The sequence below is a fragment of the Arthrobacter sp. UNC362MFTsu5.1 genome (genome assembly GCF_000685965.1).
In the GTDB taxonomy this organism is placed as follows: domain Bacteria; phylum Actinomycetota; class Actinomycetes; order Actinomycetales; family Micrococcaceae; genus Arthrobacter.
In genome coordinates this window covers 1-25129 of sequence record NZ_JMLE01000009.1, presented here as the reverse complement: position 1 = coordinate 25129, position 25129 = coordinate 1, and the positions used below count along the sequence as shown (strand labels likewise).

24 protein-coding genes are annotated in these 25129 nt (G+C 62.7%); 12 read left to right on the top strand and 12 right to left on the bottom strand.

Translation table 11 applies throughout. The annotated features are described in order from the left end of the window. The first annotated feature begins 75 nt into the window (after window positions 1-75). The 5 genes from BS38_RS0110290 to BS38_RS0110265 all read left to right on the top strand — a co-directional run bounded on the left by BS38_RS0110290 (window position 76) and on the right by BS38_RS0110265 (window position 6580). Entirely contained in the window at window positions 76-1044 is a 969-nt protein-coding gene (locus BS38_RS0110290; protein ID WP_028270724.1) for a carbohydrate ABC transporter permease, read from the top strand. Further along, window positions 1044-1928: a carbohydrate ABC transporter permease gene (locus tag BS38_RS0110285; protein ID WP_028270723.1), complete on the top strand. Its 885-nt coding sequence runs from the start codon at window positions 1044-1046 to the stop codon at window positions 1926-1928. The genes BS38_RS0110290 and BS38_RS0110285 overlap by 1 nt, the downstream gene beginning before the upstream one ends. Window positions 1929-1982: 54 nt before the next feature. Then, on the top strand, window positions 1983-2951 hold the full coding sequence (locus tag BS38_RS0110280) for a family 43 glycosylhydrolase (RefSeq protein ID WP_028270722.1): 969 nt from the start codon (window positions 1983-1985) through the stop codon (window positions 2949-2951). An 8-nt stretch (window positions 2952-2959) separates the two neighbouring features. Further along, the gene (locus BS38_RS0110275; RefSeq protein WP_028270721.1) at window positions 2960-5197 is read left to right on the top strand and encodes an alpha-galactosidase; all 2238 of its coding nucleotides are present in this window, start codon (window positions 2960-2962) and stop codon (window positions 5195-5197) included. Between the two features lie 351 nt (window positions 5198-5548). Next, window positions 5549-6580, top strand: a complete 1032-nt coding sequence (locus BS38_RS0110265; protein ID WP_028270720.1) for an NADPH:quinone reductase — start codon at window positions 5549-5551, stop codon at window positions 6578-6580. 1700 nt (window positions 6581-8280) lie between these two features. Here BS38_RS0110265 and BS38_RS0110255 read toward each other — a convergent pair. The 5 genes from BS38_RS0110255 to BS38_RS0110235 all read right to left on the bottom strand — a co-directional run bounded on the left by BS38_RS0110255 (window position 8281) and on the right by BS38_RS0110235 (window position 12830). After that, a complete protein-coding gene (locus tag BS38_RS0110255) occupies window positions 8281-9147 on the bottom strand; it encodes a substrate-binding periplasmic protein (protein ID WP_081818869.1) in 867 nt (288 codons plus the stop codon). 78 nt (window positions 9148-9225) lie between these two features. Beyond that, window positions 9226-9888 carry an amino acid ABC transporter permease gene (locus BS38_RS0110250; protein WP_028270717.1) on the bottom strand — a complete coding sequence of 221 codons (663 nt, stop codon included), beginning with the start codon at window positions 9886-9888 and terminating at the stop codon, window positions 9226-9228. After that, complete coding sequence (locus tag BS38_RS0110245; protein WP_028270716.1) at window positions 9888-10535, bottom strand: amino acid ABC transporter permease; 648 nt, start codon at window positions 10533-10535, stop codon at window positions 9888-9890. Before BS38_RS0110245 ends, BS38_RS0110250 begins: the two co-directional genes overlap by 1 nt. A gap of 7 nt (window positions 10536-10542) precedes the next feature. Then, entirely contained in the window at window positions 10543-11334 is a 792-nt protein-coding gene (locus tag BS38_RS0110240) for an amino acid ABC transporter ATP-binding protein (protein WP_081818868.1), read from the bottom strand. Window positions 11335-11468: 134 nt separating this feature from the next. Further along, the gene (locus BS38_RS0110235) at window positions 11469-12830 is read right to left on the bottom strand and encodes a flavin monoamine oxidase family protein (protein WP_028270714.1); all 1362 of its coding nucleotides are present in this window, start codon (window positions 12828-12830) and stop codon (window positions 11469-11471) included. 157 nt (window positions 12831-12987) lie between these two features. Here BS38_RS0110235 and BS38_RS0110230 point away from each other — a divergent pair, with 157 nt between their 5' ends. Both BS38_RS0110230 and BS38_RS27820 read left to right on the top strand, forming a co-directional pair. After that, on the top strand, window positions 12988-14352 hold the full coding sequence (locus tag BS38_RS0110230) for a GntR family transcriptional regulator (RefSeq protein WP_081818867.1): 1365 nt from the start codon (window positions 12988-12990) through the stop codon (window positions 14350-14352). Between the two features lie 262 nt (window positions 14353-14614). Then, entirely contained in the window at window positions 14615-14860 is a 246-nt protein-coding gene (locus BS38_RS27820; protein WP_197024929.1) for a response regulator transcription factor, read from the top strand. Window positions 14861-15029: 169 nt separating this feature from the next. Here the strand turns inward: BS38_RS27820 and BS38_RS24910 are convergent, their stop codons facing one another. The 4 genes from BS38_RS24910 to BS38_RS0110210 all read right to left on the bottom strand — a co-directional run bounded on the left by BS38_RS24910 (window position 15030) and on the right by BS38_RS0110210 (window position 18171). Beyond that, window positions 15030-15797 (bottom strand): FadR/GntR family transcriptional regulator, encoded by a 768-nt coding sequence (locus BS38_RS24910; RefSeq protein WP_197024928.1) that lies wholly within the window; start codon window positions 15795-15797, stop codon window positions 15030-15032. A gap of 335 nt (window positions 15798-16132) precedes the next feature. Beyond that, window positions 16133-16900, bottom strand: a complete 768-nt coding sequence (locus BS38_RS0110220; RefSeq protein WP_028270712.1) for an SCO1664 family protein — start codon at window positions 16898-16900, stop codon at window positions 16133-16135. Continuing rightward, window positions 16900-17454 (bottom strand): DUF3090 domain-containing protein, encoded by a 555-nt coding sequence (locus BS38_RS0110215; RefSeq protein WP_028270711.1) that lies wholly within the window; start codon window positions 17452-17454, stop codon window positions 16900-16902. The genes BS38_RS0110220 and BS38_RS0110215 overlap by 1 nt, the downstream gene beginning before the upstream one ends. A 24-nt stretch (window positions 17455-17478) precedes the next feature. After that, complete coding sequence (locus tag BS38_RS0110210; protein ID WP_028270710.1) at window positions 17479-18171, bottom strand: MSMEG_4193 family putative phosphomutase; 693 nt, start codon at window positions 18169-18171, stop codon at window positions 17479-17481. A 303-nt stretch (window positions 18172-18474) separates the two neighbouring features. Between BS38_RS0110210 and BS38_RS0110205 the strand changes: the two genes are divergently transcribed. The 5 genes from BS38_RS0110205 (at window position 18475) to rox (ending at window position 22704) form a co-directional block, all read left to right on the top strand. Further along, on the top strand, window positions 18475-18759 hold the full coding sequence (locus BS38_RS0110205; protein ID WP_028270709.1) for an ArsR/SmtB family transcription factor: 285 nt from the start codon (window positions 18475-18477) through the stop codon (window positions 18757-18759). Continuing rightward, the gene (locus tag BS38_RS0110200) at window positions 18756-19151 is read left to right on the top strand and encodes a VOC family protein (RefSeq protein ID WP_028270708.1); all 396 of its coding nucleotides are present in this window, start codon (window positions 18756-18758) and stop codon (window positions 19149-19151) included. The genes BS38_RS0110205 and BS38_RS0110200 overlap by 4 nt, the downstream gene beginning before the upstream one ends. Before the next feature lie 156 nt (window positions 19152-19307). Beyond that, on the top strand, window positions 19308-19787 hold the full coding sequence (locus BS38_RS27945; RefSeq protein ID WP_051628836.1) for a VOC family protein: 480 nt from the start codon (window positions 19308-19310) through the stop codon (window positions 19785-19787). Window positions 19788-19896: 109 nt separating this feature from the next. After that, entirely contained in the window at window positions 19897-20733 is an 837-nt protein-coding gene (locus BS38_RS0110185) for an alpha/beta fold hydrolase (RefSeq protein WP_028270707.1), read from the top strand. Window positions 20734-21249: 516 nt separating this feature from the next. After that, the gene (rox, locus tag BS38_RS0110180; protein ID WP_028270706.1) at window positions 21250-22704 is read left to right on the top strand and encodes a rifampin monooxygenase; all 1455 of its coding nucleotides are present in this window, start codon (window positions 21250-21252) and stop codon (window positions 22702-22704) included. Between the two features lie 6 nt (window positions 22705-22710). Here rox and BS38_RS0110175 read toward each other — a convergent pair whose 3' ends face one another. The 3 genes from BS38_RS0110175 to BS38_RS0110160 form a co-directional block, all read right to left on the bottom strand. After that, entirely contained in the window at window positions 22711-22983 is a 273-nt protein-coding gene (locus BS38_RS0110175) for a MoaD/ThiS family protein (RefSeq protein WP_028270705.1), read from the bottom strand. A 5-nt stretch (window positions 22984-22988) separates the two neighbouring features. Next, complete coding sequence (moaA, locus tag BS38_RS0110170; RefSeq protein WP_028270704.1) at window positions 22989-24116, bottom strand: GTP 3',8-cyclase MoaA; 1128 nt, start codon at window positions 24114-24116, stop codon at window positions 22989-22991. Between the two features lie 323 nt (window positions 24117-24439). After that, the coding region (locus BS38_RS0110160; protein WP_028270702.1) for a BCCT family transporter at window positions 24440-25129 on the bottom strand (690 nt) is incomplete at its 5' end.

Below are 25129 nucleotides of genomic sequence, written 5' to 3'. Positions count from 1 at the left end.
CTCCGCAGCAGTCCGTGCCGCCCCAGCGAGGGGCGGCACGGACCGCCGGACTCGCTCCCAGCGAAAGCCTTCATCATGACCACTCAAACGCAAAAGATCCCGTCCCCCGCAGCGGCCCCGGCCAAGCGACAGTCATCGGCCATTCTGACCGGGCACCGGTTCGCGGGCCCGCTGTTCGCCAGCCCGGCACTGATCGGCCTTGCCATCTTCCTGGTGGCACCGTTCGTGCTCGCAGTCGTACTGTCCTTTTACCGGGTGCAGCTCAACAGCCCACGGCCCGCACGGTTCATAGGATTCGAACAGTACACACGCCTGTTCACCGATCCTGACCTGTCCGCAGCCTTCGGCCAGGCACTGCTGAACAACTTCACCTTCGCCCTCATTGTTGTTCCCGTACAAACGGTTCTGGCCTTGGGCCTGGCTGTACTGGTCAACCGCAAGCTGCGCGGGATGGTGGTCTTCAGGACGTTCATCTTCATGCCCTTGGTCTTCCCGCTGGCCCTTACCGCGGTGATCTGGCGGCTTATCTACTCCCGCGGAGATGAAGGCCTCCTGAACGCCATCCTGGGGCTCTTCAGCGGGGGCGCTTTGTCCAGCCACGACTGGCTCGGCAGTCCCTCCACGGCACTTGGTTCCATCATTGTCATGTCGATCTGGCAAAGCGTGAGTTTCCAAATGATCATTGTCCTGGCCGCCCTGCAGAGCGTTCCCACCGAACTTTACGAAGCCGCATCGCTGGACCGGGCCAACAAATGGCAGCAGTTCATCAACGTCACTGTTCCCGGCATCCGGAACACCCTGATCTTCGTTGCGCTCATAACGACCATCTTTTCGTTCAGGCTGTTCGACCAGGTGTACCTGCTGAGCCGCTCCGGCAGCGTTGACCGTGGTTCCACCGAGACCGTCATGACGCAAATCATCAACACAGGGTTCGACAACAACAACGTGGGCCAGGCCGCTGCCATGACTGTCATTTTCATGCTGATCATTACCGTGATCGCAATCATCCAACGCGCCGCCGTGCGCCAGCGAGGAGGGGTCTGATGACGATGGCCAAAACCATGGAGCCAACCCGGCGATCCAGCAGCATGAAACGCACCCGTCGCTGGCAAACAGCACTCCATTACCTGATCCTGACCGTTGTCGCGCTGTTCTTTTTCCTGCCCGTCTACTACCTGATTGTTGGCAGCTTCCGGCCATCCTCGGAGGTTCTGAGCGGACTGAGCGGCTTCGTCCCAACCAACCTGTCCTTCGACAACTACGCCGGCGTTTTCGACCACCTCAATTCAGATGCCACCGGCTACTTCGGCCAGTTCGCCCTGGTATCGATCATCGTCACCACAGCCGTGGTTGCCGGCAGCCTGATCGTGAATTCCATGGCGGCCTATTCGTTCGCGAGGATGAAATGGCGCGGCAAGAAGGTGCTGTTCCTGCTGGTGATCATCCTGACGATCATCCCGTTCGAAGCCGTCGCTCTTCCCTTGTACTACATGTTTTCGGGGCAGCGGGACACTGTCGTCATCCAGGCGATCCCGTTCATAGCCAACGCGTTCTCGATCTTCCTCTTCTACACGTTCTTCCTGGACGTCCCAGGCGAAATCGAAGAGGCCGCGAGGCTCGATGGGGCCGGGCCGTTCAGGACGTTCTTCCAAGTCATCGTCCCCATCACCAAGCCGGCATTCGCCACAGTGGCCATCCTGACCTTCCTGGCTCAGTGGGGATCCTACCTGTGGCCAGTCCTGATGGTCTCAGACCCGACCGCCCGGCCACTGCCGTTGGCCATCAGCATCTTCCAGAACCAGCAGCCTCCCGAATGGGGCCAAGTGCTTGCCTTCGGCACGATGTTCATCGTCCCGGTCCTGGCGGTCTTCCTGATCTTCCAGCGCTGGTTCGTCGCCAGTATCAGCAGCTCCGCCATCAAGGGCTGACGCTCTGCGTCGACCCAACCGGCCCACCTCAACGAAAAGAATAGGTGCACTACTTTGGCCTTCAGCCTCAAAGACTCATGGGTATGGGACTTCTGGATCGCCGACGACGGCGACACGTTCCACATGTACTACCTCCACGCCCCCAAGAGCCTGGGAGACCCGGCCCTGCGGCACCGCAATGCCCGGATCGGGCACGCCACCTCACAGGACCTGATCACGTGGGAACCCCACGGCGTGGTCCTGCAGCCGGATGATCCGGAGGCGTTCGACGCAACCTCTACCTGGACGGGCAGCGTGGTCCAGGGCCCGGACGGGATGTGGCGGATGTTCTACACCGGCGCGCGCTTTTATGACACCCACAACATCGAGGCCATCGGTGTTGCAACGTCCCCGGACCTTTACACCTGGACCAAGCAACCCGCCGTCGTGCTTGAACCTGACCGCCGCTGGTACGAACGATACGGTGACAGCAGCTGGCCGGAAGAAGCATGGCGGGACCCCTGGGTGTTCGCCGACCCGGACGGCGAGGGCTGGCACATGCTCATCACCGCCCGCGCGAATGAGGGTGGGGACGATGACCGCGGCGTCATCGGCCACGCAGTATCACCCGACCTCTCATCCTGGGAAGTCAGGCCACCCCTCAGCCAGCCAGGCTCCGGATTCGGACACCTCGAGGTCCCCCAAACCGTAGTGCTGGACGGCAGGACCCTTTTAGTGTTCTCGTGCGGCGTGGATACGCTTTCCGCCAAGAAAGCCGCAGGGTTCGACGGCGGCGGCATCTGGAGCCTCGAAACCCACCATCTCAGTGGTCCCTTCGACGTCGCATCCGCCGCCGTAGTCACCACGGCACCGCTCTATAGCGGAAAACTCGTCCAGGACAGGTCCGGCCAATGGCTCATGATGGCCTGCCATGACGCCAACAGCGATGGCACGTTCGACGGCCTGGTGTCCGACCCCGTGCCGGTCCATTGGGATCCCGCACGCGGAAGCCTGACCACCGCTGCAACACCCAGGAACTCATGAGGACTTCAATGCCGACCCGCAACCCAGGTGCGATCCTGCACCTGGCAGCAGGTGGAGTGTCGGTGGTACTCGACGCCACGAACAGGCAATTACCGGCAATTGTGCACTGGGGAGGGCAACTGCCCGTGCTGACTGCCGAAGAAGCCAGAACAATGGTAGGAGCCAGCACTCCCGTCACGGGTTCCAGCACCATCGACGTCCCACCCCGGCCCGGCCTCCTGCCCGGACAGGACTCAGGCTGGATGGGGCGCCCAGGACTACGTGGATCCTTCGACGGCATTGGGTGGTCACCGAAATTCCAGGTCCACACTGTGGCCCTAAACGGCGCACCAGTGACCGGGTTCGCATCCGCCGGAGCAGGTCGGGTGCTGGTCGGCGCAATCGACGACGCACAACGGCTGCGCCTTGACCTGACATTGGACCTGCTTCCCGGCGGGCTGATGCGCAGCCGGGCGAAACTGACCAACCTGCACGAAAAAACGTACGCGGTCGACGATGTCTCCCTGGCCTTCCCGATTCCTGCTGAGGCAACGGAATTATTGGATTTCGCGGGAAGCCACAACTGTGAACGGGTTCCGCAGCGCGGAACCCTGCGCACAGGGACGCACCTCCGTGAGAATCGAAAGGGCCGGACCGGCTCTGACAGTGCCTTCATACTGCACGCCGGAACTCCTGGATTCGGATTCGGCAACGGCGAAGTCTGGGCCGTCCACACGGCATGGAGCGGAAACCACCACCATTTCGCCGAACGCTTTTTCGGCGATCAGCTGCTCGGCGGCGGAGAACTGCTCCTTCCCGGCGAAGTCCGGCTGGGCCTCGGTGATACCTATCAGAGCCCCTGGGTTTACGCCTCCTACGGGACGGGTCTTGACGCCATCGCCAAACGTTTCCATGCCCATGTGCGGAGCCGCATTTCTCCGGTCTCCGCAGATCGCCCCGTGACCCTGAACGTGTGGGAAGCCGTCTACTTCGACCACGAAGAAGAAAAACTCATCGACCTGGCGGAACGTGCTGCTGCCGCCGGCGTTGAGCGCTACGTGCTCGACGACGGCTGGTTCGGTTCGCGACGCGACGACACCTCAGGGTTGGGGGACTGGGTTGTCTCTCCGGATGTGTGGCCGGCCGGACTGCACCCGCTGGTGGACCGCGTCCACGAACTGGGGATGCAGTTCGGGCTATGGTTCGAACCCGAGATGGTCAACCCGGACAGCGATGTGGCCCGCGACCATCCGGAATGGATCATGGCGGCCCGCTCCGACTGGCCCGTTGAATCGCGCAGCCAGCAGGTCCTCAACCTCGGAATCCCCGAGGCGTACGAGCACGTCAAGACGCAGATCCTCGCGCTCCTGTCCGAATACAAGCTGGACTACATCAAATGGGACCACAACCGGGACCTCATCGAGGCCGGAAACCAGCTGGAGGGCGGACGTCCAGGTGTGCACCGGCAGACCCTGGAGTTCTATGCGCTGCTTGAGGAAATCCGTTCGGAGCATCCAGGGCTGGAAATTGAGTCATGCTCTTCCGGCGGAGCCCGCGTGGACCTCGGCGTTCTGGAGCACACTGACAGAGTCTGGGTGTCGGACAACATCGACCCCCACGACCGGCAGGCAATGCTCCGCTGGACCACGCAGCTGCTGCCGCCCGAATACTTGGGATCACACATTGCATCAGGCCGTTCCCACACCACTGGTCGCCAGCACGACCTCGCGTTCCGCGCAGGCACCGCCGTCTTCGGCCACCTCGGTGTCGAATGGGACCTCACCACCGCCACCGACAAGGAAATCGACAGCCTGCGCCGGTGGATCTCCTTCTACAAACAAGAACGCGGCTTGCTGCTCAGCGGGGACGTGATCCGCATGGACGGTCCCGATTCCAAAGTGGTGGTGCACGGCGTCGTCAGTCCTGATCGCTCCGAAGCGATCTTCGCGCAAGCGGCCCTGGACAGCCTTTACCCGGACCCTGCCGGGCGCCTCCGCTTCCGGGGACTTGACGCTGAGGCGAGGTACCACGTGGCACCAGTCTTTACCGGGCCCACACCATCCGGACTGGCCCCGCCGGAATGGTGGGGCCAGCCGAAGGCCGCCGGCGTGCACATTGAACGGACGTCCCTGCGGGCAGCCGTCCAGAATGGCGTCAGTTTCCCGGGCGCCGTGTTCGCAGGCAGTTCGCTGGAAAAGGTTGGTGTCGCGTCGCCCAGAATTCACCCCGATCAGGTGGTTCTGTACCGGCTTTCCAAAGTCGCCTAAGCCAGTCACTCACGGAAGTGCGACGGCGGCACTCACCTGAGTGCCGCCGTCGAAGCGCGCCACGCGTGCCGAACAGCGGCGCGTGGTCGAGGACGCCGGTGATGGAGCTAAGCGGCGAGATTGGCGTGTCGACAATGGTCACTTTGGGCCTCGGACTGGGTCGTACATGGGTCGGATCGGGCGCGGATTCCGCATGGATCCGGGAGTTCCCAGTGTTTGCAGGGGGAATGCAGTTCGAGTCCCACCTCGGGCACGCATAACCCCTCGTCAGAGGGGTTTTGCTTCAAAATTGTCAGCATCTGGCCCGGCACGCTGCGGGAATTTCGGTCTGGGCCGGCGTTAGGTTTGAGTATGAAATCAATCGTGTACCGTGCCACTGGCGATCCGTCTGTTCTCGAGCTCGTCGACCGCGAGATCCGCGACCCGGGGCGTGGGGAGGTGCGCGTAAGGGTCGTGGTGTCCGCCGTGAACCCCACCGACTGGAAGTCGCGTCGCGGCGCCAAACCGGGTGAGCCTTTGCCCTTCGCGGAGGTCGTGCCGAACCAAGACGGCGCCGGCGTAGTGGACGCCGTCGGACCCGGCGTCGAACGTTTCCACGTCGGTGACCGGGTTTGGCTGGCCCTGGCCGCCTACCAGCGTGCCGACGGCGGGACAGCCCAGGAATTCGCCGTCCTGCCGGCCGAGAGGGTCTTTCCGCTGCCGGAGAACGCCGGGTTCGACGTCGGCGCGAGCCTGGGCGTTCCCGCGATCACCGCCCATCGGGCCCTGACCATCGCCGAGGACGGCCCGCGGCGGCTGCACCCGGGAGCCTTGGACGGCAAAGTGGTTCTGGTCGCGGGAGGGGCCGGCGCCGTGGGCCATGCGGCGATCCAGCTCGCCAAGTGGGCCGGCGCCGTTGTGATCACGACCGTGAGCGGACCGGCGAAGGCTGTGCTGGTCACGGCTGCCGGCGCCGATCACGTCATCAATTACCGGGAAGCCGACGCGGCCGCGGAAATCCGCCGGATCGCTCCCGACGGAGTTGACCAGATCGTGGAGGTGGCACCTGCGCAGAACGCGGATCTCGACCTGGCAGTGATCCGCAATCGCGGCTCCGTCGCCGTCTACGCCAACAACGGCGGCGACTCGATGAGCCTGGACGTCCGCAGGCATTTCAGCCTCAACGTCCGCTACCAGTTCGTGCTGCTCTACACCGTAGGCATGGCGGCGGTGCAAGCCGCCGCCGAGGATATCAATGCGGCCGTCGCCGACGGCGCCCTTCCGGTGGGCGAGGCCGCAGGCCTGCCGCTGCATCGCTTTGACCTGGCTGACACGGCTGCGGCCCACGCGGCGGTGGAAGAGAGCATCGTCGGCAAGGTGCTGATCGACGTGTCAGCGGGCTAGCCGATCGCTCATCTTTCGCCTCGGCGGGATCATCAGGCCGAGCAGCCAAGGGCGCTCGATCTGGCAGAACCCTGTGCTGAACCGACTGCCCTTTGGTGTCTCGACGTCTATGACGAGCGCGTTGTCCGAGACGCGCCCTGTCTCCAAGCGGGCCTCGCCGGCACCGTCATTGTCGGCGTGTATGTTGGCCTCACTATTGCAGGGATTGAGAGGGCGGCGCACATTGAACATTACTGACCTGGCTGCGTCGGATGTCGGACGGAAAATACGCATCGTGGGTTTCGGGGGTGGATTTGAAATCCACGGTATCTTGGAACGGGTCACTTATGAATGGACCGTGCCTCACCCTGAGCAGTGGGGGTCCTCGCCGGAGATAGCGTCAGTCGGTTTAACTGTTAGCGGGTGGGAAGCGACCCTACCCCCGACAACGACCTGTGAACTCCTGACGGCTAAGGTGACCGACGGTCGGACTACGGAATAGCAACGTAAAGAGAGGGGCCCGATCCAGCAATGATTCGGGGCCCTCGGCCGCTTGGAAAATGGATGGAGGCCCCGCGGCGGCGGGACCTTCATCGTCATCAGCGCTGACGCTGGATTCGGAGAGTAGCACGGTCAGTTGAACTAAAAACTGCTAAAAACATGGTGCAGACGACTCCTGACATGTCGTGCGGACGACTGCAGACAGGGCAGACGGCGGGCCAATTCTGCTGATCGCTGCAGATGGGCGCACCATCGAAAAGCCCCCGATCCGGACGCAATGCGTCAGTTGGGTGCGTCCGCAAGCACACCAGGTGCGGCTGATCCGGTTGCTTGCTGCGCGAGCCGCGGGCTGAATCAGGGGTAGCGTCCCCAGGGCCTAATTTTCAGCATTGTCAAATGCGCTGCCGGCTCTTAGCATGACACCCTGGGGAACCCGTCGAGAGTATCTCTATATGAATCAGGGGTTTCGAATGAAGAAGCCAAGAGGGCGAACTGTTGTTCCGGCCGGATACGTGCCGTACTCGTCCGGGGTTGGCGTGAGCTAAGCCAGCGGTACAGCAATGCATTCTCAAAAACCTCCCAGCCCAGTGACGTGATCGCGCCGGGGAATGGTCTATTCGTTTGGCGCCTTGCTGACTAAAGGGAAACAGCCTGGGAGCCACATCGCCAAAGCTGACATGTCTTCGGAAGTTCCCGCCAGGGCATTGCCAAGAGATCAGAGATCCACAGTGAAAAACCCAGCAAAACGGATTGGCCTACTGTTTAGCCTGGTTGTCACCCTCTTGCTGACCGTGGGTGCGGCCCCAGCTGCTGCCAAACCAGAGTCGTGTTTTATATTTCAGTACATTGCCCAGCAGCATGTCCACGGCGGGTGCTGGGCAGGAACCGGAGAATTCAAGATCTGGGCTCAGTGCCATGAACGCTGGGGTCACGTTCATCGCGAGAGCGCTTGGGTCGCAGCCGGATTCCCGAACGCTGCTGATGTGAGGTGCGCGGGAAGTCTTTACCGCTACGGCATGGTCAAACGGAACTAATTAGCTTCGGACCGTTCTTTTCGCGCCACCTGAAAACTCCTAACCAGGCGGGCTTGCGATTAAGAACGCGGTGGCGGCCGGATTGCGGCGAAGATGCGATCGCATCAGACCGCCCATTGTGGGCACACGTCAGGCGACGTCGGGAGGAGACCACCCGACGTCGCCTGAGGTGCGGCATGTTGTGTGTCAGAGTTCGCTCGGTGCTCCGGGGTCGCCGACGGCGGGGTCGATTCCGTATTTTTCGAGGACCTTCTTAATAGTGCCGTTTTCGCGGAGCTTCTTGATGTCCTCGTCCAGCGCCTTGCCGAGCGAGTCGTTGTCCAAAGCCGACGGAAGCATGACTTGGCCGACCGCAGCAAATTGAGGGACATTGGCATTCGGCTTCACATCCACCACGGTTGCACCCTCGATGGGGGCATCTTTGAATCGGTAAGTGGCGGAAGCAGAGGACGCCACCAGGGCGTCGATACGGCCTGCTTTGAGGTCGCCGTAGATGGATTCGTCGTCCTGGTAGATTTTGAACTTGTCCCCGAGCCACTTTTGCATGCTGGCGTTCCAGAGGTTGCCGGCCACCGAGCCGATCGTCTTGCCCTCAAGATCGTCGCTTGTGAGGCCCTTCGTGGAGACGATTGCCTGCGGGTCGCTCCATAGGGGTGTGCTCATGTAGACAATCTTGGTCCTCTCCTTAGTGCGGAGCCAGTTTCCCGATCCGATGTCGACGCGCTTTGACTGTACGGAGGGGATCACCGCTCCCGCACCGCCCGAGGTGCTCACGGTGACTTTCAGGCACTCGAGTTTGGCGATCTCGTTGATCAGGTCCCCTTCCATGCCGGTGACGCTGTCGCCGCTCAGGATGGTGGCAGGAGCATAGTCGTAGCTGGCGACTGTGAGTTCGCCCTGGGTAAGGGTCTTGAGATCCTTGTGCGCCGGGGTGCAGCCGCCCGAGCCGCTTACGGCTTCGCTGCCACCGCAAGCGCTCAGGGATAGGACGAGCAGGCCGGCGGCGGTACCTGCGGAAAGCGCGCGCACGAGTGTACGACGAGATCGTGACATGGTTTCTCTTTCTTTGATGGGGTGCTGGGGCTTTGATGGGGTGCTGGGGCAAACCCCGGGATGATGTAACGGAACGGGTCAGTTGCGTTGCAGGTGGCGGCCGAGTCGCTGTTCCAAGAGCCTCACAAGGCCGAGGAACACGAGCGTCAAGGATCCGTAAATCACTGCGGTCAAGGTGTAGACGCTGAGGTATTCGAACGTGATGGAGCCAATTTCGAATGCCTTGGACATCAATTCGGGCACCGCGATGACAAAGGCGAGTGCACTGCCCTGAAATACCAGGACTGCGAGACCGGCCAACGGCGGGGTGGAAATCCGCAGTGCCTGCGGCAGGATGATGAACCGGAATCCCGTCCAGCCGCGGAGCCCTGAGGTGAGGGCCGCTTCTTTTTGTCCCAAGGGCACTGCGGCAAGTCCGGCGCGGAAGTATTCCGAGGCGTATGCGCCGGTATTCCAGGTCAACGCGATAATCGCGGTGGTCAGGGATGTCAGGGTGATGCCGGCATCCGGAAGGCTGAAGTACAAGAGGTACAACAGCACAAGGGCCGGCAAGCCCCGTCCAATCTCAACGAAGAAGAAGGAGATCCACTGCAGGGGTGCGAGTTTCGCCGCTGCCATCACGGCGAACAGGAGGCCGAGGGGGAATCCGAAGAGCAGCGAGAGTCCGGTCAGCTGGAGGCTGACAAACAGACCCGGTGTGAGGTTGGGCAACCAGCCGAGCCATTGCGTGAGGATGTCCATTACGCCACTCCGATCTTCCTGCGCAGCGTGAGGTCGACACGTCGGGCCACGAGGGCGACGACGAGGCTGATCACGATGTAGAGCGCCCCGGCAACGACGAAGGAAAGCAGGCCTTCGTGCGTCTGCTTCGCGCTTTGCTGGGCGTAGTAGGTGATCTCACGCACTCCGATGGTTGACGCCAGGGCGGAGTCTTTGAGGAGCCCGATGCCGTACGTGGCGATCGCGGGCAGCGCGACACGGAAGGCCTGCGGTGTGATGATGTGTGCCACTGTGGTGACCGGGCTCAGCCCGAGGGCGTGGGCAGCTTCCCGTTGGCCGTCGGGGATGCTGAGCAGTCCTGAGCGGTAGATCTCGGCCATGAATGCCGAGGCGATGATGGAGAAACCTATTATCGCGGCCTGGATGGTTGACAGCCGCAGCGAGTACTGGGGCAGGCCGAAGTAGATCAGGAACAGCCAGGTGATCGGCGGGATGACGCGGACGAAGTTGATGTAGAGGGTGGCAATGGTGCGGATGATCGCGATGGGTGAGCGGGCGGCGCCGACGAGCACCAGGCCGATGACGCCTCCGATCAGGAGTGAGGCGCCGGTTACGTAGAGCGTGAGTCCGACGCCTTGGGCAATCGAGGTCAGGAGTTGGGTAATCATCGCCGTCTCACCTGTCCAGCACGGCCTTGAGGAACTGCCGGGTGCGTTCGTTTTGCGGGTCCGACATCACCTGCTCGCTGGGTCCGATTTCGAGGACGCCGCCGTTGCCCATCACCATGATGCGGTTCGAGACGTCGCGGGCGAAGTGCATTTCGTGGGTAACCACTAGCATGGTCATGCCCTCGTCTGCGAGGTCCCGCATGACGGCGAGTACCTCCAGGCCGATCTCGGGATCCAGGGCGGAGGTTGGTTCGTCGAAGAGCATGACCTTGGGTGAGAGTGCCAGAGCCCGGGCGATGGCGATGCGTTGCTGTTGCCCTCCCGAGAGCCGGGCCGGGTACGCCATGGCCTTTTCAGGAAGTCCAACCCGCTTGAGCAACTTGTTGGCAACCTCCTCCGCCTGTTCTTTGCTTGAGCCCAGCACCTTTCGCTGGGGCAGGGTGATGTTCTCCATCACGGTCAGGTGAGGGAAGAGATTGAAGCTTTGGAACACCATTCCGGTGACTCGCCGGAGGTGGTCCAGGCTCGCCTTGTCCGGCAATTTTCCGCCGGCAACAACGTGGGCTCCGCCAATCGCGATCGTGCCTTCGCTGGGGGTTTCCAAGTAGTTCAGGCATCGTAAGAACGTGCTCTTGCCGGCGCCTGATGGGCCGATGATCGAGACTACTTCGCCTTCGGCCATAGAGAGATTTACATCCGACAAGACCTGGACGACTCCATATCGCTTGCCAAGCCCGGACACCTCGACCGTGCCGGAGAGCGCGGTTGGGGGAGCTTTTGTGCCAAAACTTAAGCCCATTTTTGGTTCCTTCGATTAACTGACGCATACAACCCGCACTCATGGACGGAGCGTTGATGTGAACTGGGCCGCAGGTGCTTGTGGCCCTAGTCACACCTAAAGCATACATCCTTGTATGATTAAGGCAATAGCTTTTACGATGATTGCGCGGTCGTACCTGTTGTTACGCCGGTGAGGATGTCGTGGCTGACGCGTCTGGCCTCCGAATACGCCCCATGCGTACCGGCCGTCTCGGAGGAGTAGTCGCCTGCAAAATGCAGCGTGCTGGCAACCGGAGCCTGGAGCAGCGGAAGAGCGGCGGCCCGGGTCGGTGTCAGCAACGAGAAGCAGTGCTGCCACGACTGGATGCTGGCCCCGAGGATGTGCCCCCGTAGTTGCGGTGCCACAGTCAGGAATTCCTCGATCCACTGTTCCAGGACGCCTGAGGTGGGGTCGTTGGCTTCCGGGATGTATCCGGCCGAATTGCCGTAGCAGACAAATTGGGCCTTTCCGTCCTTGCGTCCCGGCCTCGGATTGATTACCACGTCGAACATTCGCCCGGCGGTTGCGATGAACGACCAATCGTCAATGCCGGCCAGTTCCGGTGCGCTGATGTCCACAACAACGCCAAGCTCGGTGGAGCCGGGTGTCTGCACGGACTCCAGGGCCTGGCTCTTCCATTCCGGCAGCCGGACCATTCCGGCAATCCGTGGGGCAGGAACCGCCATAATCACGTGCCTCGCGGTCACATCCTGGGTTTCGATGGCGGGCCCCGAGCCTTCATCAGGCCCGGCCGCAGAGATTCTTGCGCTCCACAGTCCATCAACATCCTGGTGAATGAAGTCCACGCGGTGATGCATTCGCACCTCGGTGCTTTGCAGGGCGTTGGCTAGTGCGGCGGGAATGGCCTGCATGCCCTTCAGGCAGACCATCCGGTTCTTCTTCTCCCGCACCAGATAACTGGCAAAGTACCTTAAAGCGTAGGTCGCGCTTAGTTCTGAAGGATGAGCTACCGAGCCGCCCCGGATTGCTGCGGTGAGAATTTCCTGGACGTTTTGGGGTAGATCGCTGATTCGCGACTGGGCGGATTCTTCGCCAAAGCCCGGCGTGGCCGGACGAAGTTGTCCATCCACAGTGTTCGCGTAGTACTCCGAACTCGCCCGCTCGATGAACGCCCGGAGGCCGTTTCGCGACTCCTCGTCGAGCGGGAGTCGCTCAACCAGGTCATCGTGGTCGGTCGCTACGATGGTTGTGCCGTTGGTGTGGATCCCAAATGTCGTCGGTTCGAAGGGTTCCAGGGCTACGCCCAGTTCCACTGCCAACTCATGCGAAGCCGTGCCGGTGTACACGAACATGGCACCCATGTTGACCGGTTCCCCGTTGATGTCCACGGTCTTTGCACGCCCGCCAAGCCGGCCTGTTTCCTCCAGGATGATCACTTTCTGGCCTGCACGCTCAAGGTTGTAAGCGGCGGCCAGCCCGGCGGGGCCTCCACCAATGATGGCGACATCGTACATTTGCTCTCCTTTGGGAGTTGGTTGGGGTGCGGTCCGGGTGATCGATAGGACCCTTCGGTCTCCATGATTGGTCGCACCTTCGATGATGGGAATACCAACGCGGGGAAGTGGTGCAGTATTGAGTCTTTGAGTCAGGCCATGGGCCTAGACTTGCCGCATGGGAAGTGCAAGCGATCGCGCCGAACTCAAACGTGCCGTTTTGACGGCGCCACTCTGGATGCAATCAACCAAAAGTTCCAGTCGCCATGTTGCTGAAGCTGTCGGCCTGAGCCAATCGTTCGTGGCGCGGACCTGGCAGGAGTTCATGACGCCCGACCAAACAACCAAGTCGATTAGTGCCATGCTGGCGGAGCGGCAGATGGTGTTGGTTGGATTCGCCGTGGGACCGTCGGGCTCCTGCCTCGTCCTGAGTCCCTCCCGCGCGTCGCGTGCACGGTACCCGGCCGGTCTGTCAGCCAGCAGCAAGAGACGACTGCGGGCGGTGCTGGCTGCGGATCTGCTTCTGGGTGTCCCCCCGGATCGTGAAACCACGGGCCACAGCCAGGACCTTTGGATGTCGCTGGAATCCGCAGGGCATAGCCTTACCGAAGCCATTATTCTGGTGAGCGGCAGTTTTGCAGTACCCGCCGGCGCGAGGCCGGCAGCGCACCTGGCCGATGCGTGGCAATGGCAGAGGCTGCTAGCTGCCCTTGACCTCCTGCCGGAAGTGCCATCCGGGACGCTGTTGGCGGACCTGGAGGCGCGCATCCGCCGGTGGTTCCAAGGTGGGCGGACACCCTTCGCATGGACGGTTGATCGCAAAGAGTCCACCTCTATGGGTTCAAGTTCGGCCGAAGTCCTGCGGGCCGGGAATTTATTGGCCGAGGGTATTCTTTCGGTAATTCGCCAGGGGCTTGTCGACGGAACCTTCTCCGGCGAGAGCGAAATTTCGATGGGGGAATTGGGCCGTTTCCTGGGCGCACCCGTGCGGGACATTCGAGCTGCTGTTCGCGCGCTCACCGAGGATGGGTTGGTTACCGCCGCCAGGTCAGATTCCGTGGTGGTGCGAGTTCCTTCCCTTGATGACGTCGCGGAGACCTACATGGCCCGGCGTGCTTTGGGAGCGATCGTAGTTCGGGCGGCCAGTCGTTGGAGTCCCGAAGGGCGCTCCCGAGTCAGGAATCACCTGGATGAGCTGGGCGATTGTGCTCGGCGCAACGATATAACCCGGGCCCATTACCTGGATATGGATTTCCAAATCGCACTGTTTGAGGCATCAGGCCTGAACCGAATACCGGCAATGTTGGAGACGCTTACTAAGCAGGCATTCATGAACTTTGCAGTCCTCGGGGCACGATACGCATTTTCACCACAAACAATCCTTGAACAAAACACGGAAATCTTTGAATCGATCGATGCGGCGGATCTTCGAGGAGCCACCTTGAGTTGGCAGAACAAAATGGATGACAGCCTCAACTACATGGCCCAGCACATCGCCGCCATGAATGCTGTGAATCAGGGCAAAGGACTGAACCGAAGCTAACCCCTCGGGGAATTTCGCCCGTCATGGCGCTGGGCAAACGCGCCGAGGTCGTGGTCGATCACTCCATAACGGGCCTCTCGTGCCGCGAGTTCTGCCTCCGTTTCCACCACATGTTCCCGTTGCAGTTGAACGGCAGGCTGGAGCGCGGGCTCCGTGGGCCTTGCGGCGAATCCGAACGATGTTCTCCGCCGCCACTGCACTGCCCGTGTAGAGGACCAGCGTCTCAGGGCCGAGTCCCCCTTCGTGCACATGTCCCAAGGCCATGTCCGTTGTTCCTCGGCCACCGCACCGCAGCCGGCCCGGCGCTCACAAAGCGGGAACACGAGAATGCGGGTCTTGTCGCCGAGGTTGCAGCAACACGGACATCGCCGCCGAGCTTGTGGTCTCGCCACGCACGGCCGACGGCCATGTCGAGGGCATCCTTGCGAAGCTGGGTTTCACGTCGCGCACGCAGATAGCGGTCTGGCTCGCCGGCCAGACCGGGCCGGGACTAGTGGCTGCTCTCTGACCTGGCTCCTTGTAGCGGATTTCGGCTGTGACGCCCGGCAGCCCAAGGGGGCGGGAGCGCCGAAGTCGATGTAGGTGCCCACTGCCAGACCTCCCGTCCGCGAAGACCCCGTTGAGGCTGGAAGAGATGGCGTCAGCTCCGGTGAAGGGCCGCGTCCAGGGTGTACATGTCACGCACCTTCTTCCGGCCGCATGGTCAACCTAAGATGCTGCTCAATCAAGAATTCCATCTCGCTTCGGCTATGGCGCTCCGCAGCGCGGGCTGCAACATCCCCGTCCCGGCCCTTGATCGCCTCGACGATCGCCATATGCTGTTTGACCAGTTCGTCCGCGCTGCCCGAGTGATCCGGCATGCCCCACCATAGCGTCATAAGTTCGGCCTCAAGTTGGAGCGCCGCCGAGGTCAATCTGCTGGATTGCGCGGCGATACTGATGGCGACGTGAAACCGACTGTCCATGCGACGCCGGGCCCGTTCCTCCACGGTATTACTGTGGTGACCTACCAAGGCTTCCAAATGTTCAACATTCTGAGGATCTGCCCGTCTTGCGGCTAGTCGGGCAGACATTGCCGCGATGGCCGCACCGAGGTCCCCGAGGTCCCGGAGCGATTCCGTGCTTGTTTTTCTGAGCTTGTGCTGCAACTGACTGTCGGAAAGTTCTACTTGGCGGCGGATAACGCTCCCGCCGCTGCGGCCGCGGCTGGTTTCGATGAGGCCCTTGGCCCGGAGGGCGGCCAGGGACTGGCGAAGGGTGATCGGCGAGATGCCCAGTTCTCCGGCAAGGACGGATTCCGTTGGCAGCCGATCACCCTCGGTCAGAATGCCCATCAAGATTGCAGTCTCGATCTGGTAGGACACTTGTTCTGCGCGGCCCAGCCCTTCCGGTTCGCTGCCGCGCAACAGCAAGAGCAGGTCCAAAGCGCGAGTGGAGATAGCCATACTTTGCATCTAGGGGAACCGTCCTGCCACTCATCAACGGGAGCGGGCCGCAAGCACGCTTTCCTATTACATTGAATTTTTACATATTCAAAGTTGTTTCGTAAGCACCCAGCCCAGCTACTCGGACCAAACGTTTTCCTCACATAGGAAATGGGGTTTCGTGTGTCGACGACGCACGCTTGCGGTCCTCGGGTGGGCACAAACTGGTTTAGATGAGGCCTTCTGCGGGGGCTTTTGACGGCCGCGGCCGGACTCAAGAATGATGAGGGCCGTCGCTACCTCAAGTGACAGGCCATCAACGTGATACAGCCTGCGGAGCCGTGGCCTTAAGTCCCTTAGAACAGCGGCCAGGGTACCGCCGGCATCTCACCGCTCGGAGCCGGAAACCGCCCTGCCCGGCGCAACCGGGCGCAGCGCGCGGCGAGCGATGCAATTTCTTCGGCGCTGAGCAAGTCCGCCAGTTTTTGGCCCAGCCCACCGTGGAGTCCTTCACTGACACGATCGATGCCCTCGCGTTCCTCAGGGGTGAGGGCGTCTCCTATCCATCCCCACAGCACCGTGCGCAGCTTGTGGTCACGGTGAAAGGTGAGCCCATGGTCCACGCCGTGCCGGTGTCCGTCCGCCATGGCAAGAATGTGATCGCCCTTGCGGTCGGCGTTGTTGACCACCATGTCGAACACCGCCATGCGCCTGAGCGCCGGCGAGTCTTCGTGAACGAGGGCGACCATCCGTCCGGTCTCATCACGTCCCTCGAGGACTTGCTTCCAGCCCGTCTCCGGCACCTGGTCCGCCGCGACCAGGTTCACCGCGCTTTGGGCGGGGTCTTGCTCCTGCCAGAGCTGCACCATTCCTTCGCCCAGGGGACCATCGCGCAGCCAGGTGCGCGGCACGACGTCCCAGCCGAAGGCCTGCGAGACCAGGTAGGCGGCCACCTCCCGGTGAGCCAGGGCGCCGTGGGGAAAATCCCACAGCGGACTTTCGCCAGCTATCGGCTTATAGACGACCATCACGTCGCCGATGTTCCCCAAAAAGGTGGCGTTTGACGCCGTCGTGATGCGGCCGGTGAGCGTCAGCTCGGCGGTCACGAGGTCCGGCGCCGGCATCAGACCTCGGGAAAGGTGCAGGTGTGTCCGTCGGCGTCTATGGGGTAACCGCAGAGCGGGCACGCCGGACGCCCTGCGCCCACAATCTCCCGGGTCCGCTTGGCGAATGCGCGGGCCGTGCCGACCGGCATTCGCACCAGCAGCATTTCGGGCTCGTCAGCGCCGTCATCATTTAGCGATTCGTCGTTGTCATCGGCATCGACATCGGTGATGGGGTAGGCCTCTATTACGACCTGGGCAGTGGTTGGGTCCCAACCTAGGCTTATGGCGCCGGTACGGAACTGCTCCTGAACGGCCTCGAGCTGGTCATTGTCGACAAGTTCAATGGGAGTGCTTGTGGGAACGCTGAAGGGGTTGCCCTCGACCGTGATGAGCTGGTCGAGAATTTCGTCGATCTTCTCTGCGAGCAGGGCCGACTGCTGCTTCTCCAGGGCAATACTCACGATTTGCTTACCGGCGCGCACCTGCAGGTAGAACGTGCGCGCCCCCGGAAGGCCAATGGTGCCGACGACGACCCGATCAGGCCAGGCAAACTCGTGAACACGTGTAGGCATGTCAGTATTCTAGGCACATAAGGTTCATGGCGCCTTCTGTCCTGCACCGCCGCCCACCGGCGCATCGCCAGAGTGGATGCCTGTCGACAGCCACGACAGATCACCCGCGTCGGTGTTGGTCGCGTAGACGCTCGGCCGACTAGCGCCGTAGCTCACGATCGATACGGAAGCTGGGCCCACGTGAATTCGCTGGAACAGGTCAAGGTGCATGCCGAGCGCGTCGGCGAGGATTGACTTGATGATGTCGCCGTGACTCACCGCGACCCACACAGCCCCCGGCCCGTACTCGGCTTCGAACGCTGCATCGTGGCGTCGAATCGCTGCCACAGCCCGAGCCTGCATCGCGGCCATGGATTCACCGCCGGGAAAGACGACGGCGGACGGTTGCGACTGCACAACCGGCCACAAATCCTCGGTCGCGAGATCACTGAGCGTGCGGCCTTGCCACTGGCCGTAATCGCACTCGGTGAGATCGAGATCGACCGGCGCGTACGGCGTGCCTGCCTGGCGGTCGAGGATGAGTTGGGCGGTCTGCTGACAACGCTCAAGAGGGCTCGACACCACCCCGACCACGGGCACGGCCGCGAGCCGGTCCCCGGTCAGAGCCGCCTGTTCGAGCCCGATCTGGTCCAGGCTGACGCCGACGGCCCGCCCGGCCAGCAGTCCAGAGGCATTGGCTGTGGTGCGGCCGTGCCGCACGAGAATAACTGTCGCCATGCACCCAGCCTAACCACAGGCTCGATGGGTGTGTGAACCGTACCGGGGCGCCCGTCGAACAGGGAAATGTTCACGTGAGGGCCCCTCGGCGGGCGACATGAGCGGTTCCGGCTGGGGAGGTGTTCTCTGCTTTTCAGTCGCTTCCCTGTGGCCTTCACGATGTGGTCAGGGTCAGCTCCCGTCCTGCATGCCTTCCTGGGTTTCCGTTCCTTGCAGTGGCTCTGGGCGGCCCTCTGTGTGGCATGGCCCTTTGTCATTTTCAGGGCGTTGATAGGCAAGTCAAGACTTGCCTATAGTGGTTCCATGGTCGATGTCTTCCGAGCTCTCGACGATGAGACAAGACGTCTCGTCCTCGATGAACTTCTAGCGCACGACGGCCAAACCCTGTTCGAGATTTGTTCCGCGCTCACGATGGGGCACGGCATCAGCCTCACGCGACAGGCGATCTCGCAACACCTAGGCGTGCTCGAGTCGGCCGGCCTCGTGGTGACGGAGAGGCGAGGACGTTCCAAGTTCCACTACTTCAACCCAGGGCCACTCGCCGAGATCAGGGAGCGATGGCCCACCAGAAAGAGGACCGAAAAATGAAAATTGCCCTAACGAGCCTATTCGTCGACGATCAGCGAGCAGCCCTTGCCTTCTACACCGAGGTGCTCGGCTTCACGAAGCGCCATGACATCCCCCTCGGTGACAACTTCTGGCTCACCGTCGTGTCGCCCGACTCGCCTGACGGTCCGGAGCTGCTTCTGGAGCCCTCGAGCCACCCTGCCGTGAAGCCTTATCGGGATGCCCTTGTCGAAGACGGCATCCCACTCGCTCAATTCGCCGTCGACGACATCGAGGCCGAGCACGCCAGGCTGACCAGCAAGGGCGTGGTGTTCACACAGCCACCGACTGACATCGGCACCGCTGTTGTGGCCGTCTTTGATGACACCTGCGGCAACCTCATCCAGCTCATCGAAATGAAGCCGGCCACCTGATCTGATCGCGGAGCTGTCGCCAGCACGCGAATCTCCTTGGACCGCCCGGCACATCATGAGCAAGCGGACCACCGGCCCAAGCGGCTCCGGAGCTGACGGGGGCATCAGGAGAAGGTCAATGGCATAGTTGTTCCATCCGAAACGGAAGGCGGCCCGGTGTCCTATCCATTCCAGCTGACCTTTGACTGCCATGACATCGAGACAATGGCGCGGTTTTGGACGGTGGCCCTCAGCTATGACCTCCAGGAACCGCCGGAAGGATTTTCGAGCTGGGCGGAATTTGCCACGAACCAAGGCATCCCGGAGGAGCTGTGGCGTGTTGCTCTCGTCGACCCTGCCGGCAAAGGCCCCCGCCTGTTCTTTCAGCCGGTTCCCGAAGGAAAAAGGCGAAGAACCGGGTACATCTGGACATCAGCGTCAGCCAGGGCGGCGGGTCACAGTGGGAGGGACGCCGACTTGCCCTCGCCCACGCCGATCGCTGTGTGGAGGCACGCTGACGGACTCGACGCGGCAATGAGGAAGAACGTTAGAGGCAAGGAACGCTGGTTCAGGCTCGCCTTGGTCGAGCGGTTGCTTGCGGGCGAGTCCGCCCCGTTTCTGGCAGTGCAGGCCGCTTTGGCCCGCGGGGTCGAATAGCGCCGTCGGCTTTCCGGGCGGGCCAGCTGTCGAAAGTGCTGGCCGCGGCACCGCGTGCAGTGTCAGGATGGGAGACACGACAGACGCGCAGGCCAGAGGAGGCTCGTGGATGACTGAGGAAACGACAGCCGCACCCGAAACGGGATACGCGTCGGTGAACGGGCTCCGGATGTACTACGAGCTGCACGGCGACGGCGGCACGCCCCTGTTGCTCCTGCACGGCGGGCTCTTCGACATCGAGCTGCAGTTCGGCGCGCTGATCCCGAGCCTGTCAGCCGGGCGCCGCGTGATCGCGACGGATTTCCAAGGGCACGGACGCACCAACGACACCGACCGGCCGCTGGGCACTGCCGATCTGGCATCCGATGTCATCGGGCTTCTTGAGCACCTCGGGGTCGGGAACGTCGACGTGTTCGGTTTCAGCGTCGGCGGTGCGGTCGCGCTTGATCTTGCCATCCGCCACCCGGGACTCGTTCGCAAGCTCATCGTGTCGTCGGTGTCGTTCCGGCCAGAGGGTGACCGTGGCGGCAACGCCGAAGCGGTTGCGGAGCTGACGGTGGACATGATCGCGGGAACCCCGATGGAGAAACGCTACCTCGCCGTGTCGCCGCATCCCGACCGCCAGCACCTGCAGGGTCTGCTCGACAAACTCGCACGCTACGGCGCGGGGGAGAGTGGATGGAGCGACGACGAAATCCGCGGAATCGCGGCCCCGACACTCTTTACGGTCGGCGACTGCGACATGGTTAAGCTCGAGCACGCGGTGAAGTTCCTCCAACTGCGCGGGGGAGACGTGAACGGGGACTTCGAGGGCGTGCCTGCATCGCAGCATGCGGTGTTCCCTGGCACAACCCATTTCTTCGGGCTCGCCCGGACTGAACTCGTGCGCGACGTCGTGATCACTTTCCTCGATGCACCCGCGCCAACCGGCTGGGCCGATCGGTGAGGGCTGCGCCACGAACGTTGGCAGAGTCTCCGCACCCCGCCCGGACTGCCTCTTAGGAGGGGCGGCCCACCTTCGACACCCGCCAAGAGCTCCTTCCGAGGCCCGCGACCTGGGACATATGGTCGCAGCGCTGGAAGGGCCAGTGCCCGAGCCGGATCAGCCGGCCACGGATTGGCGGCCAACCAGGGGGCAGGCGAAGTCAGATCTACGTCGGGCTCCGGGGAACCTCCGGGAATCAGCGCCGGCGGACCCACAACATTTGTCAGCGGTCCCGCGTGCTGTGCTCGGCGGGTGTGCTGTCCCGTGCGTTCCCGAGGCGTCCTAGGGTCTTCGCAAGTCAGCACATACAAATGGCAAGGGGAATATATCTCCTTTCCATTTTCAGAATACAGCGCGCCGGGGGGCTTGCCGCAAGGCCCCTCACATCGACGAAAATGGTTGGCCGCGGCAAGAAAATCTTGCGGAAATGCGGACTGCATTGGGCCGTTCAGCGCGGGAAAATGATTTGGGGTTTATATGTTCGACGTGATCATTAGCGGCGGCGGGCCGACAGGGATGATGCTGGCCAGCGAGCTGCGACTCCACGACGTGGACGTGCTCGTGCTGGAGAAGGATGCGGAGCCAGGAACCGCCGTCCGTTCGCTCGGCCTGCATCCGCGCAGCATCGAGATCATGGACCAGCGCGGGCTACTGGAAAGGTTCCTCGCACACGGGCAGCAGTATCCCGGTGTTGGCGGCTTTGCCGCGATCGACAAACCCCGAACGGCGAACCTGGACACAGCACACGCTTATGTCCTCGGCATCCCCCAGCCGGTCACCGACCGCCTGCTGGCCGAGCGCGCCGGCGAGCTCGGCGCCCAGATCCGCCGCGGCTGCGAGGTGACGGGTGTTGAACAGGACAGGGACGGGGTGAACGTCGGGCTCGGCGACGGCACACAGTTGCGCTCACGCTGGCTGGTCGGGTGCGACGGCGGACGCAGCCTGGTGCGCAGAATACTCGGCATCGGCTTCCCCGGCGAGCCCGCCAAGACCGAGTGGCTCCTCGGCGAGGTGGAGGTGACCACGCCGCCGGACGAGCTCGCGGAGGTGGCGGGCGAGGTACGAAAGACCCACAAGGGGTTCGGCATCGGCCCCACCGCAAACGGCCTGTACCGAGCCGTCGTGCCGGCGGCGACGGTGGCCGAGGACCGTTCGGTCCCGCCCACACTGGAAGAGTTCCGGACGCAGCTGCGGGCGTATGCGGGAACCGACTTCGGCGCCCACTCACCACGCTCGCTGTCCAGGTTCAGCGACGCCACCCGGCTTGCCGAACGATATCGAGTGGGCCGGGTCCTACTCGCTGGCGACGCAGCGCACATCCACCCGCCCTTGGGAGGGCAGGGTCTGAACCTCGGCATCCAGGACGCCTTCAACCTCGGATGGAAACTCGCTGCCGAGGACAACGGGTGGGCACCGGAAGGGCTGCTGGACAGCTACTACACCGAGCGTCACCCCGTCGCCGAAGACGTGCTGACCATCACCCGCGCCCAAAGCGAGCTGCTCTCCACCGAACCCGGCCCGCAGGCTGTGCGCCGGCTGCTGACCGAGCTGATGGACTTCGAGGACGTCCGCCAATTCCTGGCCGAGAAGATCACCGCGATCGGGATCCGCTACAACTTCGGTGAAGGGCCCGAGATGCTCGGCAAACGGCTGCGCGACATCCCGCTCTCACGGGGCCGTCTCTACGAGCTGACCCGCGAAGGCCGCGGGCTCCTACTGGACCAGACCGGAAAACTCTCCGTGACGGGATGGACGGACCGGATCGACCACGTCGCGGACGTCAGCGGAGAACTGGACGCACCCGCGGTCCTGCTCCGACCGGACGGCCACGTCGCCTGGATCGGCGAAGACCAGAACGACCTGCTCCACCACCTGCCGACATGGTTCGGAGCCCCCTCGGAGGACGCAGGGAGGATGTCGCCGGGAGGATGAGGTGCACTAACCGCCAGCGAAGGGCGGCAGCACGTCCACCACATCTCCCGCACTAAGCGCCGCACCGCGGTCCCGCAGTGCGACCTCGTTCCGTAAGAACGTGCTCCGGGTGATGACCTCAGCCAGCGAAAGAGCGGGGCCAGCCGCTCCCGCCATTCCGCGGTCGACGGTCAGCATGACTGCGATGAGTCCGTCCAGGGTGGTGCCGTCGGGAACATCGAGGTGTTCCTCTTCGACGCCTGCCGCTGCGCAGGCGGCGGCAAAATATCGAACGAGCATTCGTCTTATCCTCCGATGGCGCTCATGCTGCGGTCAGGCTGCACAAAGTCTTCAGTTCCAAGACCAGCGTGGTCCATGCCGTGCGCTCGCGGCTTCTTCCACATGGCATCCTGCCAAAGGTGCATGAGTTCGTCGTCCTCCGCACCAGCCCGCAGGAGCGCCAGGATGTCGAACTTCTCCCGTGAAAACAGACAGCTCATGATCTTTCCCTCAGCCGTGACGCGGGTACGCCGGCAGTCCGAACAAAAGGGTTCGCTGACTGAGGCAATGATCCCTACGGTTCCCAGAACAGTTCCGGACGCTTCGCCGGTAGCCGCGTGCCGTCGTCGTACTTCAAACCGTTCGGCCGGCGCGCCGTCCCGCTGGCGGCGATCCCGTTCCAGGACAAACTCTGCGGACAGCAGGGCGCGTATCTCAGGGGCCGTGATCATCCCGTGCTCAGTCCAGCCGCGTTGCGCGTCCAGCGGCATTTGTTCGATGAAGCGCAGCTCAATGTCTCGCTGCAAGGCCCACTCCAACAACTCCGGGGCTTCCTGGTCGTTGACACCGCGCATCAGCACTGCGTTGATCTTGACCGGTCCAAGGCCCGCAGCGCGGGCTGCCTCGACGCCGGCGAGCACTTTACCGAGGAACGGGCGCCGGGTCAGTTGGCTGAAAACCTCCTCATGCAGGGAGTCTAGGGAAACATTGACCCGGGTAAGCCCGGCCTCCTTGAGCGCCTCCGCCTTCTTATCGAGCCCGACGCCGTTGGTGGTCATGGAGATGGGGAGCTCGGGATGACGCGCCCGAAGTGTGGCGATGACCTCGACGAGGTCCGGTCTGACCAGAGGCTCTCCTCCAGTGATTCGGAGTTCCCTCACACCCAGTCGCTCGACGCCGATGCCCACGATTCTCTCGATCTCACCTGCTGTCATGACGGCTTCCTTCGGCAGCCATTGCATGCCATCCGCCGGCATGCAGTAGGTGCACCGGAGGTTGCATTTGTCTGTCACGGACAGCCGCATGTCGGTTGCTTGGCGGCCAAAACGGTCCAGCAACTTCGAAGGCAGTCCGGCCGGCCGTGATGTAGGCGCGGGCCCCTGGCTATTGTTCCTGGCCAGGCGCAGTACTGGGATGCCCAGTTGAATGGTCATGGGTATATGGCTGATGCGGTGTGGCCGGTGCAGCCGCCGTCAGCGGGAACCGAGGTCGCTGTCAATATACGAGCCGGGGCGGTTGTCGTTGTCGTGGCGGCAGTTGCAGCCCCCATCCAGCTGCAGCCGAACGGTCACTGGACTTGAGGACTGCAACTGGATATCCACAAACTCCTTCCCGTGGCTGCTGATCCGGAGAGTCTGTTCTTGGTCGTGGAGCTGGGACATGTAGATAACCTTTGCTGTGCGTTGGAGGTGGGTGTGCCCGGGTGGCACGGGCCAGGAAGCCGCGTGCCACCCGGCGGTTGGGACTGGTGGTGGTTTTAGTTGTTGTTGGGGTTTGTGTGGCGGGTCTGGACGGTGGGGATGCTGCCGGTGTGGGTGCCGCCTTGGTGGGAGTCGGGGTCCGGGCAGGTGTCGGCGCAGTCGTGTTTTGTGACGAGGTCGAATTGGATGCCGCCGTGTTGTTCTACGCCGGTGCGTATGGCGCGTTCGACGACGGATGTGGCCAGGCGTCGTCGGAGGGAGAGGGGGTCGCGTCGGAGGTCTTTGGTGAGGGCGAAGCAGAGCAGGAGCATGACGATGATGAAGGGTAGTGCTGCGACGATGGTGATGCGTTGGAGGCCGGCCAGGGCTTCGGAGGGTTCGTCGCCGCCGGCGAGCAGCATGACTGCTGCCACGGCGCCGGTGAGGGTGCCCCAGAAGATCACTACTCCGCGGCGGGGGTGTTCGGCGCCGTTGGAGCTAAGTGATCCCATCACGATGGATGCGGCGTCGGCGCCGGTGATGAAGAAGATTGCTACCAGGATCATGGCCAGCACGATGACGGCGGCGGTGAGCCAGCCGGGCATGCCAAGGTTTTTGACCAGGTCGAAGAGTGCGCCGTCGAAGTTCACGGACGGGACGCCGTTGACTGTTGTTACCAGTCCGGGGGTGCCTGTTTTATCGGCTTCCTGTTGGACGTGGAAAGCGGCTCCGCCGAAGATGCCGAACCAGATGACGCTGACGACGCT